Annotated in this window: 16 protein-coding genes; 1 reads left to right on the top strand and 15 read right to left on the bottom strand. The window is 53.7% G+C overall.

Going from position 1 to position 17,966, the window contains the following annotated elements; all coding sequences use genetic code 11:
- Positions 1–146: 146 nt before the first annotated feature.
- The 9 genes from ltrA to FPZ49_RS08555 all read right to left on the bottom strand — a co-directional run bounded on the left by ltrA (position 147) and on the right by FPZ49_RS08555 (position 10,705).
- Positions 147–1,313, bottom strand: a complete 1,167-nt coding sequence (gene ltrA / locus FPZ49_RS08595) for a group II intron reverse transcriptase/maturase (protein WP_144845440.1) — start codon at positions 1,311–1,313, stop codon at positions 147–149.
- A gap of 897 nt (positions 1,314–2,210) precedes the next feature.
- A complete protein-coding gene (locus tag FPZ49_RS08590) occupies positions 2,211–3,041 on the bottom strand; it encodes a carbohydrate ABC transporter permease (RefSeq protein WP_144845548.1) in 831 nt (276 codons plus the stop codon).
- A gap of 3 nt (positions 3,042–3,044) precedes the next feature.
- Positions 3,045–3,986, bottom strand: coding sequence for a carbohydrate ABC transporter permease (locus FPZ49_RS08585; RefSeq protein WP_144845546.1), 942 nt, complete (start codon positions 3,984–3,986; stop codon positions 3,045–3,047).
- Positions 3,987–4,025: 39 nt separating this feature from the next.
- Positions 4,026–5,408: an ABC transporter substrate-binding protein gene (locus FPZ49_RS08580; protein WP_144845544.1), complete on the bottom strand. Its 1,383-nt coding sequence runs from the start codon at positions 5,406–5,408 to the stop codon at positions 4,026–4,028.
- Between the two features lie 20 nt (positions 5,409–5,428).
- Entirely contained in the window at positions 5,429–6,301 is an 873-nt protein-coding gene (locus FPZ49_RS08575; protein ID WP_144845542.1) for a TIM barrel protein, read from the bottom strand.
- A 30-nt stretch (positions 6,302–6,331) separates the two neighbouring features.
- Positions 6,332–7,369, bottom strand: coding sequence for a Gfo/Idh/MocA family protein (locus tag FPZ49_RS08570; RefSeq protein ID WP_144845540.1), 1,038 nt, complete (start codon positions 7,367–7,369; stop codon positions 6,332–6,334).
- A 232-nt stretch (positions 7,370–7,601) separates the two neighbouring features.
- A complete protein-coding gene (locus FPZ49_RS08565; protein WP_144845538.1) occupies positions 7,602–8,633 on the bottom strand; it encodes a LacI family DNA-binding transcriptional regulator in 1,032 nt (343 codons plus the stop codon).
- 364 nt (positions 8,634–8,997) lie between these two features.
- Positions 8,998–9,714 (bottom strand): FadR/GntR family transcriptional regulator, encoded by a 717-nt coding sequence (locus tag FPZ49_RS08560; RefSeq protein WP_144845536.1) that lies wholly within the window; start codon positions 9,712–9,714, stop codon positions 8,998–9,000.
- A 79-nt stretch (positions 9,715–9,793) separates the two neighbouring features.
- Positions 9,794–10,705: a helix-turn-helix transcriptional regulator gene (locus FPZ49_RS08555; protein WP_144845534.1), complete on the bottom strand. Its 912-nt coding sequence runs from the start codon at positions 10,703–10,705 to the stop codon at positions 9,794–9,796.
- 144 nt (positions 10,706–10,849) lie between these two features.
- On the opposite strand from FPZ49_RS08555, the gene FPZ49_RS08550 reads away from it, so the two are divergent.
- The gene (locus FPZ49_RS08550) at positions 10,850–12,826 is read left to right on the top strand and encodes a beta-galactosidase trimerization domain-containing protein (RefSeq protein ID WP_144845639.1); all 1,977 of its coding nucleotides are present in this window, start codon (positions 10,850–10,852) and stop codon (positions 12,824–12,826) included.
- A 246-nt stretch (positions 12,827–13,072) separates the two neighbouring features.
- Here FPZ49_RS08550 and FPZ49_RS08545 read toward each other — a convergent pair whose 3' ends face one another.
- The 6 genes from FPZ49_RS08545 to FPZ49_RS08525 all read right to left on the bottom strand — a co-directional run bounded on the left by FPZ49_RS08545 (position 13,073) and on the right by FPZ49_RS08525 (position 17,959).
- The gene (locus tag FPZ49_RS08545) at positions 13,073–13,375 is read right to left on the bottom strand and encodes a YunC family protein (protein WP_144845532.1); all 303 of its coding nucleotides are present in this window, start codon (positions 13,373–13,375) and stop codon (positions 13,073–13,075) included.
- Positions 13,376–13,721: 346 nt separating this feature from the next.
- Positions 13,722–14,600 (bottom strand): MFS transporter, encoded by an 879-nt coding sequence (locus FPZ49_RS08540; RefSeq protein ID WP_261381321.1) that lies wholly within the window; start codon positions 14,598–14,600, stop codon positions 13,722–13,724.
- Positions 14,600–14,839, bottom strand: coding sequence for a hypothetical protein (locus FPZ49_RS36690; RefSeq protein WP_261381320.1), 240 nt, complete (start codon positions 14,837–14,839; stop codon positions 14,600–14,602). The genes FPZ49_RS08540 and FPZ49_RS36690 overlap by 1 nt, the downstream gene beginning before the upstream one ends.
- 189 nt (positions 14,840–15,028) lie before the next feature.
- A complete protein-coding gene (locus FPZ49_RS08535; protein WP_144845530.1) occupies positions 15,029–15,898 on the bottom strand; it encodes a cupredoxin domain-containing protein in 870 nt (289 codons plus the stop codon).
- A 20-nt stretch (positions 15,899–15,918) separates the two neighbouring features.
- A complete protein-coding gene (locus FPZ49_RS08530; RefSeq protein WP_144845528.1) occupies positions 15,919–16,821 on the bottom strand; it encodes a TIGR03943 family putative permease subunit in 903 nt (300 codons plus the stop codon).
- Positions 16,822–16,843: 22 nt separating this feature from the next.
- Positions 16,844–17,959: a permease gene (locus FPZ49_RS08525; protein ID WP_144845526.1), complete on the bottom strand. Its 1,116-nt coding sequence runs from the start codon at positions 17,957–17,959 to the stop codon at positions 16,844–16,846.
- Positions 17,960–17,966 lie beyond the last annotated feature (7 nt).

Raw genomic sequence — 17,966 nt, 5'->3', positions numbered from 1 at the left:
GTAGGGTAAGACGAGGAATTACTTCCTCGGACTCCCCGTCAAACCGTGCATGCGGATTTCCCGCACACGGCTTTCCTTCGTCAGTTCCCCATCTTCAGGAGTGAGTTGTCTTCACCCGTCGCCGGGCTGCAAATTTCACGCCTGAATTAGAAACGTGTAGTGAGTAAGCTTGTTAGAAATACCATCCCTGCTGCTTCCAACAACTTGTTTGGAAGCAGGGAGTTGGAAACCGTAGACTTCTTTTTCCGTATGAAGGCTCTAACCCTCATTCGTGTCCATTCGTCCAAACGTTGAAACTTCTTCTTTACGTTCCCTATGCCGAAATAGTTACCAAAACCTCGTGCGATTTCATTCAGTTTCTTAAGCATTTCGCCAAGGTTAATCCCTTGTTGTCTTCGGGTGATATTACGGACTTTATCTTTGTACTTCTTCACTTTTGCGTCAGGTACAATGAGATAGTCCTTCCAGAAGTCGAATCCGAGAAACCGAAACCCATCATCGAAGTGCACAACCTTCGTTTTCTCAGGGTGCATTCGTAGTTGTAGTTCATCTTCTAGGATGGTCTTTGCCACTAGGTATGCTTCTTCTGCCTGTTCCTTTGACTTGCAAAGGATGACTACATCGTCTGCATACCTCACTACGGCAAATCCCTTTTCCTTCATCCCCCAGTCGAAATGATTCAAATATAGATTCGCAAGTAATGGACTAATGACCCCGCCTTGCGGTGACCCGACTTCCGTTTCATGGAACTGGCCATCTTCCATGACTCCTGCGGTAAGCCATCCGCGAATGAGCGTCCGCACTTTCCCGTCAGTAATTCGTTCTTGTACCTTTTCCATCAGCATCTCATGCGGTATTTCATCGAAAAAGGACATGATGTCGAGGTCTACCACATAGTTGTATCCGCCGCGCTTTGCTCGTCGTATCGTCTGAATCGCTTGGTGCGCGGAGTATCCGGGGCGAAAGCCAAAGCTATAGTAGTAAAAGTCTTGCTCAAAGATCGGCTCAATGACTTGGCGTACTGCCTGCTGACATACGCGGTCTCGGATTGTGGGAATTCCTAACGGTCTTAATGTCCCATTTTCCTTCTCAATGAAATGTCGCCTGACAGGGTCGGGTTTATACCGGTCTTGTTGCAGTAGCCTTTGAATTTCTTTTAGGTTTATGCTCACGTTCTTCTCGAACATAGCGATACTCACGCCATCGATTCCGCCGCTTCCTTGGTTCTTCTTTACCGATAGCCAAGCTTCATGCAGATTATCCATTTGGTATACTTTGTCGATCAAAGAGTAGTATCGTCGTTTCGGTTTCATTGGTGTTTCACCACCTTTACCGCTACTCACCAAGCTGGTCTTGTTCTCGCTACAGATGATCGATTCCTTGCTTGTTCCGTCCTGCATAGCTGCGTGTTAGACTTTCGTCAATCGCTCCTGCCATGCAGAACGTACTCAGGTCGCCAGCAGTCCTTTATCCTCCAACGTTCTTTCGTCATCGGCGGGGCGTACCCTCTCGGCTCTGCCCGTTTGTTTAAGGCGCTTACGATCTCTACTCACTTGAACTCACAGGCTTTGACGAAGCACGTTCCCTTTGCCTCTGTCTTCCCTCTTTTGGAGTGGAAGCAGGTTATGCGACTAAGATTTTTTTTTCCCGCGCGCATACTCATCCGAGTTTTACCCTCCAGACTGTTACCAGCTTTCATCGGCTCAGACTTACTCGCTACTACGGAACGATCCGCCATCTCGCAGCCCATCGATTCGGCTTTCCCCTTCGGGTTATACCTCCTCTACCTTGTCCGCGTTTGCGTCAGGGAAGCTACGAGACTTCCCTCAGTTATCTGCACATTCTGTTCCATCCATCCTGACCCTAATCACGTCGATGAGCCTTGCAGGTCATATCCCTTTGTTTGTTTTCCTACAAAGTATGCTGATTCGCATAGGTTTCCCCGTTTTTATGGCGGGTCACCCAACACCGCCGCCACCTCTGGTTCACCGCATTCCGGGCTGGACTTTGCCTGCAGGCCCTTCGGATTCCCTCTCACGAGTGACACCCTGCCAGTCCTTCTCCTTGCTGGAGCTAGGACTTCTGCTTCGGCTACGGCACTTTAAAGGGTAAAGTTACCGGGTGGATTTGAACCACCTAGATTGTGCGACTGTGAGGCGCACATGAAAAAATCCCACACGTCATGTGCGGGATTTAAAGCCATCCAGCTCTTACCCTTTTTGTGCGCCGGACAGCAAGCCTTCGATAAATTGCCGCTGAAAAATCAGATACAAAATAATGCTAGGAATCATCGAAATGACGGCGCCCGCGAAAATGATGGAATAGTTCGTATACTGCTCGCTTTGAAAGGCGGTCAGTCCGACGGCAATTGTGAACTTATCCGGCTTGATCAGCACGACCAGAGGCAGCAGGTATTCGTTCCACAGCCCGTTGAATGTAAAGATGACGAGCGCCACCAGCGCCGGCTTCGCCAAGGGCAGCATCACCCACAGAAAGGTTCGCCACTCTCCCGCTCCGTCCATATAAGCCGATTCCTTCAGCTCCTTCGGCAAGCCCTTGAAGGTGTTGCGCATCAGGAACACACCGAACGAAAGTCCCATACCAACCGAGGCCAAAATGACGCCCCACAGCGTATTGATCAATCCCATGGACTTGAGCAAGTAGAAAACCGGAATAATAACGGTCTGGCTGGGCAGCGTCAGTCCGAGCAGAAACATGTAGAACAACGGCTCCCGGCCCCAGAACCTGATTTGTCCAAACGCATAGCCCGCCAGGGTCGCAACCCCAACCCCAAGAATCAGACCGAAAAACGTCACGTACAGCGTGTTGGAAAAGAATGCATAAAATTTCCCGATCTTCAAAGCGCTAATGTAATTGGCAAGCGAGAGCGTGGAAGGCAGCGAGAACGGATGATTCATAATGTCCGTATTATCTTTGAAGCTGCTGAACAGCACCCACGTAATCGGAGTCACCAGCAGCACCAGCAGGACCATCATGGCACACCATAGCAGCAGCTGGGTGGTGTTGGCGCGAGCTGTCATCGGCTATTCCCCTCTCTCGCGGATGCGGTTGAATACAATGGTCACAAGCATAATGATGAGCGCCAGAATGACGCTGCCCGCAGCACCGGTGCTGATTTGATACTTGCTGAACGCCTGTTTGTACACGTACGTTGCCACCACCTCGCTTTTGTAAAAGGGTCCCCCTTGGGTGATGATCCAGACCATCGAGAAGCCTTTGAACGAGTTGATGATCACGAGACTGACGATAAAATTGATCGTATGCCTCAGCGAAGGCAGCGTAATATGAAGAAACTTGCTCACGGTCCCCGCACCGTCCAGATCGGCCGCTTCGTACAGATCGTAGTCGATGCTCTGCAGCCCGGCTAAATACAGCACCATGTAAAAGCCATACGCCACCCATGTACTCGCCAAAATGAGCGCCGGCAGCACCGTGAACGGCTCGCCAAGCCAATTGAGCGCCAAACCCTTGAGCCCGATCAGCTTCAAGAAGGAATTGACGGGTCCGATATACGGATCGTAAATTTTGCTCCAGATGACCGCCACCACAGGCATAGACAGCACGGCGGGCAGGTAAAAGGCAGCGCGAAAAAACAGCTTCCCCCGCTTCACCTTCGTAATCATCACGGAAAGGATCAGTACCGGAAAAACAACCAGCAGCAGCTCCATCATGACCCATTCCAGATTGTTGAGGAGTGAGCTTTGAAAGACGCTGTCCTTTAAGATCTCAACATAATTGCTCAGCCCCACAAAATGCGCTACGGTGCTCTTGGCATTGAGATCAAGCAAGCTCCAGCGAATAGCCTCCTCCATCGGATAAAGCATGAAAAAGCCGTAGAACAGCAAGGCCGGCCCCAAAAAGGATAAGACTACGATGGTCTGCTTCGCCAGTCTCGCCGCCGCAGAGCTCTTCTTGCGCACCAAGACGTTTCCCCCCGTGTAGGGGGGAGAGATTGGATTGTCCATACGATTCTCCCCCGTCGTCCATTGCGAATCGGTCTGCCGTTACTTGGCCGCTTTCCGTTCCTTGGCGTCGGCGGCTTCGATGTTATCCATCGCTTTCTGCGGAGCCACGAGCCCGCCGATAATACCGGTCAGATTCTGATAATACGCATCCTTCGCTTCAGCCCCCATAAATACGCTTGGATTATACCCGGAGCCGCCCGATATGGACTGAATCGACTGCTCCAGCAGCTTGCTCACCGGCTTAGCCTCGCTAGCCGCTTTGCTCGGGATAATGGAATCGGCGGCCGGATTGCTCGCCGTTACGGCTGCGTATTCCTTCGACAACACGAAATCCAGCCACTTAGCTGCTAAGCTGACATCCTTCACCTGGGATGGGACCACCCAGGAGTTGCCTAAGCCGCCTGTCGGATAGGGGGTCTCTCCGGGCTTGAAGCTGGGCAGCGGGAACATCCCGACTATATCCTGCATCTTTTTATCCACGATCTCCACATGAAACCAGGCGCCGATAAAAATCATCGCATGCTTCGCATCGAGAAATCTCGCTTTGGCCCCAGGATCGTCAATGGTCGCCGCTTCTTTGTCGATGTATCCCGCTTTGACCCAGTCCCCGAACAACGAGGCTGCCTTCACCGCGTCCGGATCGTTCCACGGGGCTTTATCGTTCAGGATATCAGCTGTTTTCGCCCTCCCTGCAACCGCTTGCAAAATATTGCCGAACAGCCAGCCGATGGCATACCCGTTCCGCGCGCCCAATGCAATCGGCGTCATGCCGGACGCCTTGATTTTCTTAAGGACGTCGCCAAATTCATCACTTGTTTTCGGCACCTGGAGACCGAGCCTATTAAAAATTTCCTTGTTGTAATATACCTGGATGGCGTCCACGGTATTCGGAACTTCATAGATTTTATCCGCATTGTATTTCATGAAATCGACAGCGCCGGGATTCAGCTTATCCTTCCATTTGTTCTGCTCATAGAGCTGATCCAGAGGCATGATAAGATTGGCGGAAGCCAGTGCTTGGATGCGGCCGGGGCCCGTGCTGATATTGATCACATCCGGGACTTCGACGCCGGAGTTCAGCATGGTGGACAGCTTGCCTCCCTCCACCTGATTGTCACCCTCCAGCCATTGGATTTTATAGCCGGGATTTTTGGCTTCGAACGCTTCGATCGTTTTTTTCCGGCTTTCCTTCGTCGTTTCATTCGGGGCTGCGCCTGTATACACCTTGATCACTTTGGGCTGCCCCGATGGGGCCGAGGAAGCAGATGCAGCCGGGGCGGCCGGTGTCGGTGCGGTTGCAGCCGGTTTGCTGTCTGATGGGGCAGGACCTGGGTTGATCGGCGAAGAGCATGCGCTTGTGCCAAGCAAAACCAACGTAATGAACGATGCGGCGGCAGCTCGCTTTGAATTGGCGTTCATCATTTTTTTTGACCTCCCGAAGGTTAGGTTATCCGCTTTCGGACCAACGACTGGGTAAAGCTCAAATCCTGTTCAACGATATGCTCGTAGCTAACGTCTGCCAGCTCCTTGCCATGGGATGCGTTTAAGCACAGGACCGGACTGACCTGATCTCGCACCGCCTCGGCCACCATCGCAGCTACCGGCCAGGAAGCATCCTGCAGACTCGACTTCCATACCATGCGCTCGCCTTCAGCGCCGGTACGACCGCCTTTCAGATGCAGATAACCGATCAAGGGCTTGAGCGTGCGATAAACTTCCAGTGTAGGGAAGGTGCCCATCTCCCATAAATTTTGCACATCGTAGGTGAAGTGGACTTTGCCGGGCCGGGCCAGCGCTTGAAAGAACGAGGTCACCTCCGTCGGGGTAGCTAAGATGCAATCTCTGCACTCGTTCTCGATCGTCGTCTGAAACCCGGCGGCCGCGATCCGATCGATCGCCTCCTGATACATGGGTATCAGCCAAGGCGCTTGCTGCCGAATATACGTCATGCTGTTATTGAAGCTAGCCCGCTGGGTGGAGCGCGCAGCGAGCAATCGGATCATGGCCGGCCTCATTCGACGGGCAATGGCAATCAGCCGCTCGAGCCGCTCCAGATGCTGTGACCGAAAGTGCGCCTCCCCCTTTTCGATATCGTCATAGAACAGCTCACTCGACAAGCAGTATGCCTGCAGTCCTCTTTCCTCCAACGCCTTGGCAGCCGCTTCCGTCTCCTCGTCCGTGAGGTGAATGAGCGATTTTCCGAAAATATGATCCTTCAAATCCACTACGTCCAGTCCCCACCGTACAAAGCATTCCAGTGCCTCGGTAAAATTGCGGCTTGCCATCGAATTAAGCATCGTCAGTTTAATCTCCATCCAGCAACCCCCAATCCTTATCATTTTTGATTAGTCCAGGTAAATGGTTTTCCCCTCGGAGATTAGCGCCGCTTCATACACCTTCATCAGCCCCAGCGTAAATTCAAGCGAGCCCCTCTCAACCGTCCGGTTTTCCAGCAGACAATCGCAAAAGTATCGGAGCTCCCCGTACACGCCCTGAGTAAACAGCGCTTTGTTCTCCAGCGTCGCCAAGCAGTTTTGCGGTTCCCAGACGATCGCGCCGGATTCGATGCCCTCGGGGATATAGCTCGTGGTGTAGCCATACTTGAAAGGAATACCCCGCTGCAGCGTGACCTTCAAGCTGTTGTCGATCTCCAAATGCCAATGGCCGCCGTAAAAATGATACGACTCAATCGGATGCGGACCGGAAGCGAGGTGGAAGTTGCCGGTGATCCCATTTGCAAAGTCCAGCAGTACAGTCCCGTGCCCCTTGGAGCCAACATGGGTCGTAACCGCCGACACCGCACCGCCGGCCGCCAGCATCAAAGACAGCGGATGGCAGCCGTTGCCTAGCCAGTTCTGGAATTGGCGCTGCTCGAGCACCTCGCGTCCGTTGGCCGGCATCGCCATGGGATAGATGGCCAGCATGGAATTCAGGGCGTCGAATTGGGATGAGTTCAGCACCTCCAACACTTTGTCTGTGGAGGGCATGAACATTTTTTTATAGCCGACCATCGCCTGCCGATCGCCCCGCTGTTCAAGCATTCTCTCCACTTCGGAAGTACGGACCGCTGCAGGCTTCTCCATCCACACGTGCACTCCGGCTTGAAAAGCTTCGATGGCCAGCTCCGGATGCTTAAAAGGAGAGACGGCGAGCAGCACGGCATCCAGCTGTTCCCGTTCGTACATTTCTTTGGTGCTGGTGTAATAGCTGCAGCTGCCGTATTGCTTCGCAGTCGCTCGAACCAGGTCTTCATTCACATCGCACAGCGCCGTGAGGTCAACCGGGAGATAGGTCAGCGCAGGAAGAATGTTGCGGTAGCAGTGCGAGCCGACGCCGACGACAGCGATCTTCAAGCGGGTATTCGCTTCTCTTTGGTAGGTCAATGTGGGTGAACCTCCTTAAGGGTTAGGGTGCGATTCACATGTTAAGGAGCACTTGCGTTAGCATTCGGATAGATGGCTGGTAGGTGGTTGGTAGTGGGATTTTTGGAATGATTTCGGCACTAATGGAACCGATTCCAAAATGGAGTAAAAAAACAGGTTCGGAGTTACAACTGATTTGGGAGTGTTATCGAAACGTGGGTATGGCGGGAAATGGTTTTTTTTATCGCTTTCATTACAGCTGTTTTACGCTCGACTCTCTCACGATTAACCTCGGCTCCAGCTCCACTCGGCGAAATTCCGTTTCCGGACCGGTCTCAATACGCTTCAGCAGCAGCTCCACCGCGATCCGGCCCATTTCGGTCGATAAGCTTGAAACGGAGGTGAGCTTCGGCGTGATCAGCGTGCACCAGTTAATATCGTCCACCCCGACCACGGCAATATCCTCCGGAACGCGCACGCCCAGATTCAATAGTCCTTGAATCAAACCTATGGCGGTCATGTCATTGTCCGTAAAGACGGCATCCGGCAGGTTATCCTTATCCTTGAGGCTGTAAAAATAGTGCGCCGCCTCCAGACCCGTTTGGATCGAAGCAGTCGGGCCTAGGAATACATGCGCAGGGTCCCTCTTCAAAAAGCTGCTTTCCAGCGCCTTCTGATAAACGCTGAATCTGGAACGCGGACGAAATTGCTGATAGTGTCTGCCGACATATGCGATGCGCTGCCGACCGATGCGGATGAGATGCTCCATAGCGAGCACCCCTTCCGAGCGCGTCAACGCGACGCTGTCGGCAGGGATATCTTCCTCGTATACTCCGATGAGACAGACGGGTACGGATGCTTTTTTCACTTCCGCCATAAGCGTCTTGGGCTTACTGAGAGGAAGCATGATGATGCCGTCCACATGCATATCGTTGGCCTCCCGAACGACCGCCAGCTCGTCAGACGGATTGCCGTAATGATTGATCAGCACCAGCCGATAGCCGTGCTGCTTAGCAACTTGCTCCGCAGCCCAGGCCAGCTCAGGATAGTACGGGTTGCGAATGTCGTTGATCGCCAGCGCAATTTGCTTGCGCAGATTGGTCTTCAAGCTGCGAGCCATCAAATTCGGCGTAAAGCCCATTTCTTCAATGATTTTGCTGACCCTCATCTTCGTGGCCGGCTTCACCCCCGGAGCGTTGTTAATAATTCTGGACACGGTCGATTTCGCAACGCCCGCCGCTTTGGCGACCTGATCGATTGTCACTTTGCTCTTGAATTGATCCATGGTTGGTCACCCAGTCTTATTAGAGATATATGCTTCGCTATTCGAAAATAAAACCGGTTCCAGCAAATTGGCTTCATAACCTGAAATGTGCCTCTCAAGCCAATGTTTTGCAGCTGCTGCAGTAAGCTTCCAAGCCGGAACCGTTTCCAATATTTTCATTATTTCACCCGGACTATTGGTTGTCAATACAGTTGGATACAAACAAAACCGCCCGCATCCGAATGATTTTTGGACACACGCGGCTCAATAAATCTAATCAAACATGGTTATCAGGTTATCAGATAAGTTATCTTTTAAAGGAGGCTGCTGCATAAAATTGCACTGCCGCATCCCGCGGCAAGCCCGGCCATGCCGTGCGCAGCAGCTACTTTTTCATAAATTTAACCAGCACCTGCTCCACATGGAACAAATGGCGGCGCATCTCTTCCTGCGCTAACTCCGGCTGCTGCGTCCGGATCGCCTCGTAAATCGCTTGATGCTCCCGCCACAGCTGGTGCGATACGCTGCGGCTTGCGTACATCTGCAGCCTGCGCGTTTCACGGATTGCCGTCTGCATCTGCGACGAGATCGAATCGATCATCCGCATCATAATTGAGTTATGCGTGGCCTGCGCCAGAATCAAATGAAACTCGATGTCCGACCGCTCGCCCTCCACCTCATCGCCGACATGCTCCTCCATCCGCTTCAGCACCGCTTCGAATCGGCGCAGATCGTCCTCGGTCCGCTTCTCTGCCGCCAGCGCGGCATTGGAAATTTCCAGCGCCTTGCGCGCTTCGATCAGCTCGAGCACCGTCTCCCGGCTCATGAGGAGCGCATCGAATTCCGGCAGCCCCACGTCCTGCGCCTCAATGCTGCGCACGTAGCTGCCTTCCCCCTGATGGCTTTCGACCAGCCCCATCGCCTTCAGGCCGCTGAGCGCCTCGCGAATCGTCGAACGCCCCACTTGAAATCGCTCGGACAGCTCTTTGGTCGATGGCAGCTTGTCCCCGGGCTTCAGCTCGCCGGATACGATGCGCTCTTTGAGCTGCTCGGCGATCACCTCGTGAATTTTGCGCGGCGTGGCGATTTTTTTAAATTCCACCGGCCTCGTCCTCCTCCCTACGGCTTATTCCTGTCTCCCATTATACCTGCTTTTGCGACTTTCTCAATGTCCCTGCCGCTTACACGTACCCGATCGCTGAATGCCGGAACACACCTGGGCTCATCCCCACCGTCTGACGGAAGCTGCGGATAAAATAATTGTAGTCGCCGTACCCCACCCGCGCCGCGATCTCCCGCACAGGGAGCGCCGTTTGCAGCAGCAGCCGCTTGGCCTCGCCCATCCGTACCACATGATGGTACTGCAGCGGGCTTAAACCCGTATGCTTGCGCAAGCAGCGGGCGGCATAATCCACGTCAAAATGCAGCTCCTCCACCATCTGCCCAGCGATATACGGCTCCGCCAGCCGCGCCTCCAGGTACGCCTTCACCTGTTCCGACACCGCGTGCGAGCGGCTGCCCTTCCGGCTGCCTCGGAGCCCCGCTTGCAGCTGCGAAAGCAGTCGCCCCAGCACCAGCTGCAAATCGATGGCATGCTCCATCGTCAGCACGCTTCGCAATCGCAGCATCTCCTCTAGCAGCGGCAGCATTTGCTTGAGCTCGACGCTCCCGTGCTTCGGTAAATACAAATATTGATCGACCGGATTCTGATCCGCGTCCGTTCCCTGACGAACGACGGCAGACCAGGCGACCTCCTTCTCCGGCAGATGCTGCACCTCCCCCGCATGGGAAAAATGCACCCAGTAAATCTCGGTCGGTTCCTCGCAGGGGTGCGACCCAACATGGGCCCGCCCGGGCTCGAGCAGCAGCATCTGCCCCTGCCCGATCTCGTAAGCCGTGCCTTCCTCTGCCATGTACAGCGTCCCCCGGCACACGAGCAGCAGATCAAAGACGCCGAACGTCCGCGGAAAATGCTGCATTCCCGCCTGCCACACCGAATGGCCGGCCGTGAGAAATTGGGGCAGCGGGGGGATCGTTAGCTGCAGACAGTCCATCTTTTTCTCCTCCGTTCCGTGTGATGCACTCCATTTCATTTTAGCCGCGGCCGCCTATATAAGTAAATCCCATTTGGTCGAAAATGTGCTATTCCAAGTCGTCCTATTCCCTATGGCTGGGCGGGAAAGCGCTTTATAGTTAAAGTAATTTCGTCTCCAAAGGAGTGTTGTTGAAGCATGAGCATGCGTTTTCGCCAAGTCCATCTCGATTTCCATACGTCCGAGGCTATTGCCGGCATTGGCTCGCGGTTCGATCAAAGCCAATTTCAGGCGATGCTGCGCAAGGGCCACGTTGATTCGATCACGATTTTTAGCAAATGCCATCACGGCTGGGCGTATCATCCAAGCGCTGCGAATGAGCAGCATCCTGGACTTGCTTTCGATCTGCTGGGGGCGATGATAGAAGCGGCGCACGAAATCGGGGTCCGTACCCCCGTCTACATCTCCGCAGGGCTCGACGAAAAGCTGGCACGCCGCCATCCCGAATGGCTGATTCGCGACGCGAACGACAACACCAACTGGGTGGACGGATTTATGAAGCCGGGCTACCATCAATTTTGCTTGAACTCTCCTTATTTGGAGCTGCTCCTCCGTCAAGTCGAAGAAGTCGTTTCCACGTACGATGTGGACGGGATTTTCCTCGACATTGTGGGTGTGCGCAAATGCTATTGCCATACATGCGTCGCCACGCTGCGCGCTGAAGGTCACGACCCACGCGATACGGCAGCGGTCATTGCGCTTGGTGAGCGGGTGTACGCGAACTATACCAGCCGTGTGCGCGAAGCGATCGACGCGATCAAGCCTGGCCTGCCGGTGTTTCACAACGGCGGGCATATCCGTCGCGGGCGGCGCGATCTGGCGACGATGAACACGCACCTGGAGCTCGAATCGCTGCCGACGGGCGGCTGGGGGTATGATCATTTTCCGCTGTCGGCGCGGTATGCTCAGGGCCTTGGGATGCCGTTCCTCGGCATGACCGGCAAGTTCCACACGACGTGGGGGGAATTCGGCGGCTACAAGCATCCGAACGCGCTACGCTACGAGACGTCGCTCAGCATCGCGAATGGCGCGTGCTGCTCGATCGGCGACCAGCTGCACCCCGAGGGCGCGATGGATGAGGCGACGTACGAGCTGATCGGCGCCGCTTACCGCGAGGTGGAGCAGAAGGAGCCGTGGTGCGCGGGCGCTCAGAGTATCGCCGACGTGGCGCTGCTCAGCGTCGAAGCGGTGCTGTCCGCGACCGAGGAGAAGCGCGAGGACCGCGCGGGGGGTTCGGACGCCGGGGCGGTGCGCATGCTGCTTGAGGGCAAAATCTTGTTCGACGTCGTCGATGGTCAGAGCGATATTAGCCCCTACAAGGTCGTGATCCTCCCCGATCAGATTACGCTGAACGCGGAGCTGGCGGCCAAGCTGAACGCGTATTTGGCCCAAGGCGGCAAAGTGCTGGCGACCGGACGCTCCGGCTTGGATGAGGCTGGAGAGAATTTTGCCATCGATCTCGGTGTCCGCTACAAGGGCTTGTCCCCGTATAAGCCGGACTATTTCCGCCCGCAGTTTGAACTGAAAAGCTGGAGCAGCCCCGCTTCGTTCATCTTCTATTCGCAGGGGCAAGAGGTGGAGCTCGCCGGCGGTCAGGTGCTTGGCGTGCGCGAGTATCCGTATTTCAACCGCGATGTGTTCACCTTCTGCTCACACCAGCATACGCCTAGCGCAGGGGGAGACAACGGTCCGGGCATGGTGGAGAGCGGCCATGGGATTTATTTTGCGTGGAGCGTGTTCGAGGACTATGCTACGAAGGGCAGCCTGGCGCTCAAGGAAACGGTGCTGTATGCGCTGAACCGGCTGCTGGCTGGACGCAAAACGCTGGAGACGAGCCTGCCGGCCCAAGGCATCGCCACGCTGATGAAGCAGTCCGCGGAATCGAGGTATGTGAATCATTTGCTCTACGCTTCGCCGGTCAAACGGGGCAATGGTGTCGAGGTGATCGAGGACCTGCTGCCGGTGCTGGACACGCAGGTGAGCTTGGCGATTCCGGAGAAGGTGCGGCGCGTTTATTTGGCTCCACAGCTGGAGGAGCTGCCGTTTGACCAAGACGGCGGGACGGTGCGCTTTACGCTTCCGCGGCTGGAGTGCCATCAGATGGTGGTTTTGGATGTGTAATGGGATGGCAGATTCGCATGCCGACTAGCGTGTGGACATAGCTTAGCGGAACTCCATACCGCTATTCCATCGCTGACGGAGGTGCTGCAAAACAATAACGGAACTGTGGTATGTTATTCATGTCGAATGCGGGGAAAACCCCATCTTTACCGACGAATAGCGTACTCCAGTTCCGTTAATTTTGTAAATAGCCCGTAATAGCTGATTTAGCGGAAATCAGTTCCTGTATTAGCGGCAATCAGCCGCTTAAAACATCAGCGCTACCGCATCCCGGCCCTTCATCCCCGGCACGACGCCGATCGCTTCCGCCCCATAGGTAACTGATTCGAGCGGCGCCTCCAGCAGCTCCTCGATCGTCCGAACCCCCGTTGCGCGCGCCGCAATAATGCCCCGCTCCCGCAGCCGCTCATTCAGCAGGCCCACGTCCAGCGCGCCGCACATAATATATCCTTTATCCGTGGTTACAGCCAGCAGTGTGGTCTTCGGCAGCTTCACCTCGATCGCGAGTGCTGTCCGCCCTCCCAGATCAATCGGTTCCATTCGCATCATGGCGAGCATCCTCCAATGGCAATATCAAGATAATAACCGTTACCATCCAGTATATGCCGGTGCGCCTACATGCGTGCGTCTCCATTCCAAAACCGGGCCGCTGCCGCCGGAGGGTTGACCATGAACGGTTACCGGTTCTGTTGATAAGCTTCTCCTTCTTCCAGCTTTCCTAGCGAAATGCTGTGGATAATGTGTATAACTATTGTGAATAGTGTGAACAACTTGAATTTTTCGACTAGTTTGAGGATTTAGGCGTCTTCCAATTTCATTTTTTATGCAGGTTCTATCCTTAGCGTCCTTAATACAATGCGTTCCACTAAATGAGCAGCCGCGAGCAGAATCGCAATCATGAAATGACACCGATCCAACCAAAGGAGCTCCAAAATAGTCCTCCAACCGTGCCGGCCACACTGGATCCCATATAATAAAACAATAAATAAAGAGATGATGCCTGGGCTCTATACGCGGGAGCCAGCTGTCCAACCCAGCCGCTTGCGGTAGAGTGAGCGCCGAAGAAACCGAACGTGAAGATCGCCAGGCCAATAACTTTCAAAGCCAAGGGTTCAAGCAGCGTAGCCATACAGCCCACAAACGCGATTGTAACGGCCATCTGCATAGTTTTTGACCGCCCGATGGAGTCCCCTAATTTGCCCATCCACGTCGAGCTTACAGTTCCCATCAAATAGACCAAGAAAATAAATCCTACGAGCGTCTGGCTGAGCCGATACGGAGGCCCCATCAGCTCATAGCTAATGTAATTGTACATCGTGACAAACCCGCCCATTAACAAAAATCCGAGCATGTAAACCCCTATTAGCGCTTTGTTTGTAAACGCTTTGCCAAGTCTCGCCACAATCTGAGCTGCGCCAATCTGCTTGGGCTTAAAGTTCCTCGGTCGAGGTAAGGCAAACCAGAACCACAACGCTATACCCAAGCTCAACAAGCCGACGATAAGGATGGCCATATGCCACGAGAACGCTTCGGATAACGCACCGATAACCATACGTCCCATCATACCGCCTACGGATGTACCACTCACATAAAGCCCCATCACACGGCCCATTTCACGCGGATGAAACTCCTCATTCACATAGGCCATTGCAATGGAAGGAAAGCCGGCAATAAAAACGCCCTGGATAATTCGCAACGTAAGCAGCATTGCAAAGCTTGGAGAAAAAGCAACAAAAATGGATATTAACGCAGAAGCTACTAGCGATACGCTCATTAAGCGCTTGCGCCCCCAATGGTCGGAGACGCTGAAACCCATAGCATCGAGATGGCTAAAGTAATCGTCGCAAAGGAAAGCGATAAGCTGGATACCGCCGGCGTCACATGAAAATAATTCGAGAGTTCAGGCATTAGGGGCTGCGTTGCATAGAGCTCGGCAAAGGTTACGAAAGCTCCCCCGAACAGCGCTATCGCTGCCCGAGCATACTCGGGTTGTCCTCGTTGGATGTACGTCATGCTGTATAACTCCTTTTAAAACGAAGCGCTGCAGCCCAATCGGACTGTAGCGCTTCATTGATCCTTATTCCTTACCAATGACTTCCATTATAGCCATACCGCCCGGAATGATTCGCCTCTGGAAAAGATGAAAGCACCGACCAGAGGCCAGTGCTTTTTTGGATATTCAAACGAAAGTGCTCCGAATCGCTACTCCACCGTAAAAGTCGCCTTCCACGGCTTAGACTCAACTGAAATCTCGTACGTCCCCGGCTGCGGCTTGTTGAGCACAAACATATTTTCCCCCGGCTTCAGATCCGCGTTGAACTTCAAATCTTTAGAGATCAGCTTTAGATGCTCGCCTGCGCTGGCCTTCACATTCACGATCGCTTTAATCATCGAGCCGGCTTTAAATTGGGTGTGCTCTGGCGTTAGACCATTCGCAGTCAGGTCGATCCTCGCGACCTGCATATCATTCTCCTCGTCCATCGCGGCTTTCTGCGTATGCGCCTGACCGATCTGGGCGGCGCCAATGAGATGCCTTTGCCCTGCAAACGTGCCCGCAGCAACTATCACACAAACAAAGAGGATGCCCGTGCTGAAATACGGAGAACGGCTCGGTGATGCGGTCTGTTTGCTCTTTTTGCCGTTCGCAAAGGTCTGATGCAGTTGTCGATCCAAGCGCTTCTGCAGCCCAAACATAGCAGCGATAAACACGAGGTCAGCGGACAGCAGGACCAGATTGGATTGGATGAATAGCCCGGCCCCTGTAACACCAACGATGGCGCCGAGCGCTCCGGCCAACGCTCCGTTGAGAAGCGAGACCCGCCCAAAAGGCAGTCCAACGAGCCATCCGATCAGGACGGCGACCACCACGGCAACCGTAGCGATCCTGCTTAAATCGAATTCGAGCACCTGCACCGCAGCAGCGCCCAACACGAAGCAGGATAACGCAGCCACAACCGTTGTGGCCGTCCGGCCGACGGAGCTCGTCAGTATAGCCTTATTTTGCCTGAAATAGAAGGAAAAATAGCTTGCGAACAAAACGATTAGAATAAAACTTCCGATGGGAAGCAGCATGACGATATCACTCCATTTCTCTAAAGCTTCTTAGCAAAATCCCAATCCGGGTATATATACGGAATCGTTGGGGCCGTAGCCGGCTCGATCCCTTGAACCATAAGCTTGATTACCGGCTGATTATGATAGGTGGTTTGGCTGAGCGTCCCGGTCAAGGTGACCCAGCTGTCATTCCCCAAGCTCGCTGCATCCGGGTACTCGGCAATGATGCCGTAAGGAGCAATATCCGCAATGCAATGCGTCATCGCGAGGCGTCCGATCATGAACTGATTGCCCTTCAGCTCGGGATCCCGGTAAATATAGCCTTTAATCTTTATAGACTTTCCTTCAAAATGGCTAGGAAACGTATTGAGAGCCTGCAATTTTTCAATAAACCACTGATCCTTCATCTCAATCTGGTCCTGCTGATACAGCAGCATGCCGAGCGTGGCATAGTCCCGATTGTACTTGTCGGTCTTAAACAGCTGCTTCAGTGCCGGGTCTTCGGTGCCTTTTTTCAGCTGGACGAGCTCTGCTGGAGCTTCCGTGCTGGCGCCCGCAGTCAAGCTCTTGCCAAGCGAACCTGCGAACGCCTGGTTGGGCAGCCAAACGGAGAGCAGCAGCGGCGCCAGAAATAACCCGTAGACGAGCGTATTTTTCCAAAGGGATCGCGAAGGCAGGTGACTGTGACCATGCCCATCGTGATCATGCCCGCATGCACAGCCAAGGGCAGGCTGCTTGAGCGAGCGAATAAAGAGCACGATTTGGAACCCGCTAAAGACGAGCAGCCCTGACGCAGCCAGCCCTATATAAAGAACCAGCTGAGGAACAATGTACATGAGAATTTCTCCGGTGAGCAGCAAATAACCGAGTAACGCCGTAAATCCGAGCAGAACCACCAATCGCAACAGCTGATGAGCAGCTGCTCCTGTTAGTTTTTTCATAACCGATCCCCCTTCTCTAGCGCTAAATCAGTCCGTCCAAAATCCATGCTCCCGTGAGTACAAATGTAAATACGAGTACGCTATACAAAACGACAAATCGCGTCCGAAATACGGCGGTCATCATCAGCACGCCTTTCAAATTGAGCATCGGCCCAAATACCATGAAAGCGATAATGGACCCCTTGGAAAAGGTTGTCAAAAACGATTGAGCTACAAAGGCGTCCGACGTGGAGCACAAGGAGAGAATAAACCCGAGGCCCATCATGAGCAAGTGGGCGCTGCCTGCCCCATGTCCCAGCTCTGATAAGCTGGTTTTCGGCACAAAAGCTTGCAGCAGGGCAACGAGCAGGGAGCCGAACATCAAGAACTTGCCCATTTCGAAAAACTCGCTGATCGCATGCTCCATCACTTCCATCAGCTTGGACTTGCTTTTATGATCATCACCGTGTTCATGCGCATGCTCATGATGACTATGCTGCTTATGCGGCGTACGCTTGACTTCGGGCTGGATTGTTCGCGATTGACTAGCTTTGAGTTGATCCGTAGTGACAAACTTATAAACGATGAGCCCGATCACAAGAGCAACCAGAAACGCAAGGCCCATGCGCGAAAAGGCGATTTCCGGGCGATTGCGAAATGCGGTAAACGTGGACCAGAACACGATCGGATTCAGAATCGGCCCGACGGCGATAAACGTGGTAGCTACATACAGCGGCATCCCTTTCTCAAGCAGCCGGCGAATGGCCGGAACCATGCCGCACTCGCAGATGGGGAAGATAATGCCCAGCACACTGGCTGTGATGATCCCTAGAACGGAATGGCTTGGGATGACTTTTTGGATGGTTTGTTCGGATACAAACACCTGCAGCAAGGCAGAGATGACGACCCCGATCAGAATAAACGGCATCGCTTCGATCATGATGCTGATGAACATCGCTTTAAACAGCAGCAGCTTCGGGCTGTTTACGAGCATTCCCGGTGCGCCGGTGGAAAACAGGTAGACGGTCAAAATAAAGAGCAGACTGACGGCGGCGAGTACGTTGCTGTTCCACTGGATGGTCTTTTTTTCAATTGCCAAATTGTGCAATAGTATCCCCTCTTCATACAGCCTTAGAATGATAACAGGGATGCCGTTCATGCGAACA

The sequence above is a fragment of the Paenibacillus cremeus genome, assembly GCF_007786445.1.
GTDB classification, from domain to species: Bacteria; Bacillota; Bacilli; order Paenibacillales; family NBRC-103111; genus Paenibacillus_G; species Paenibacillus_G cremeus.
This window is presented reverse-complemented; position numbering and strand designations above follow the sequence as displayed.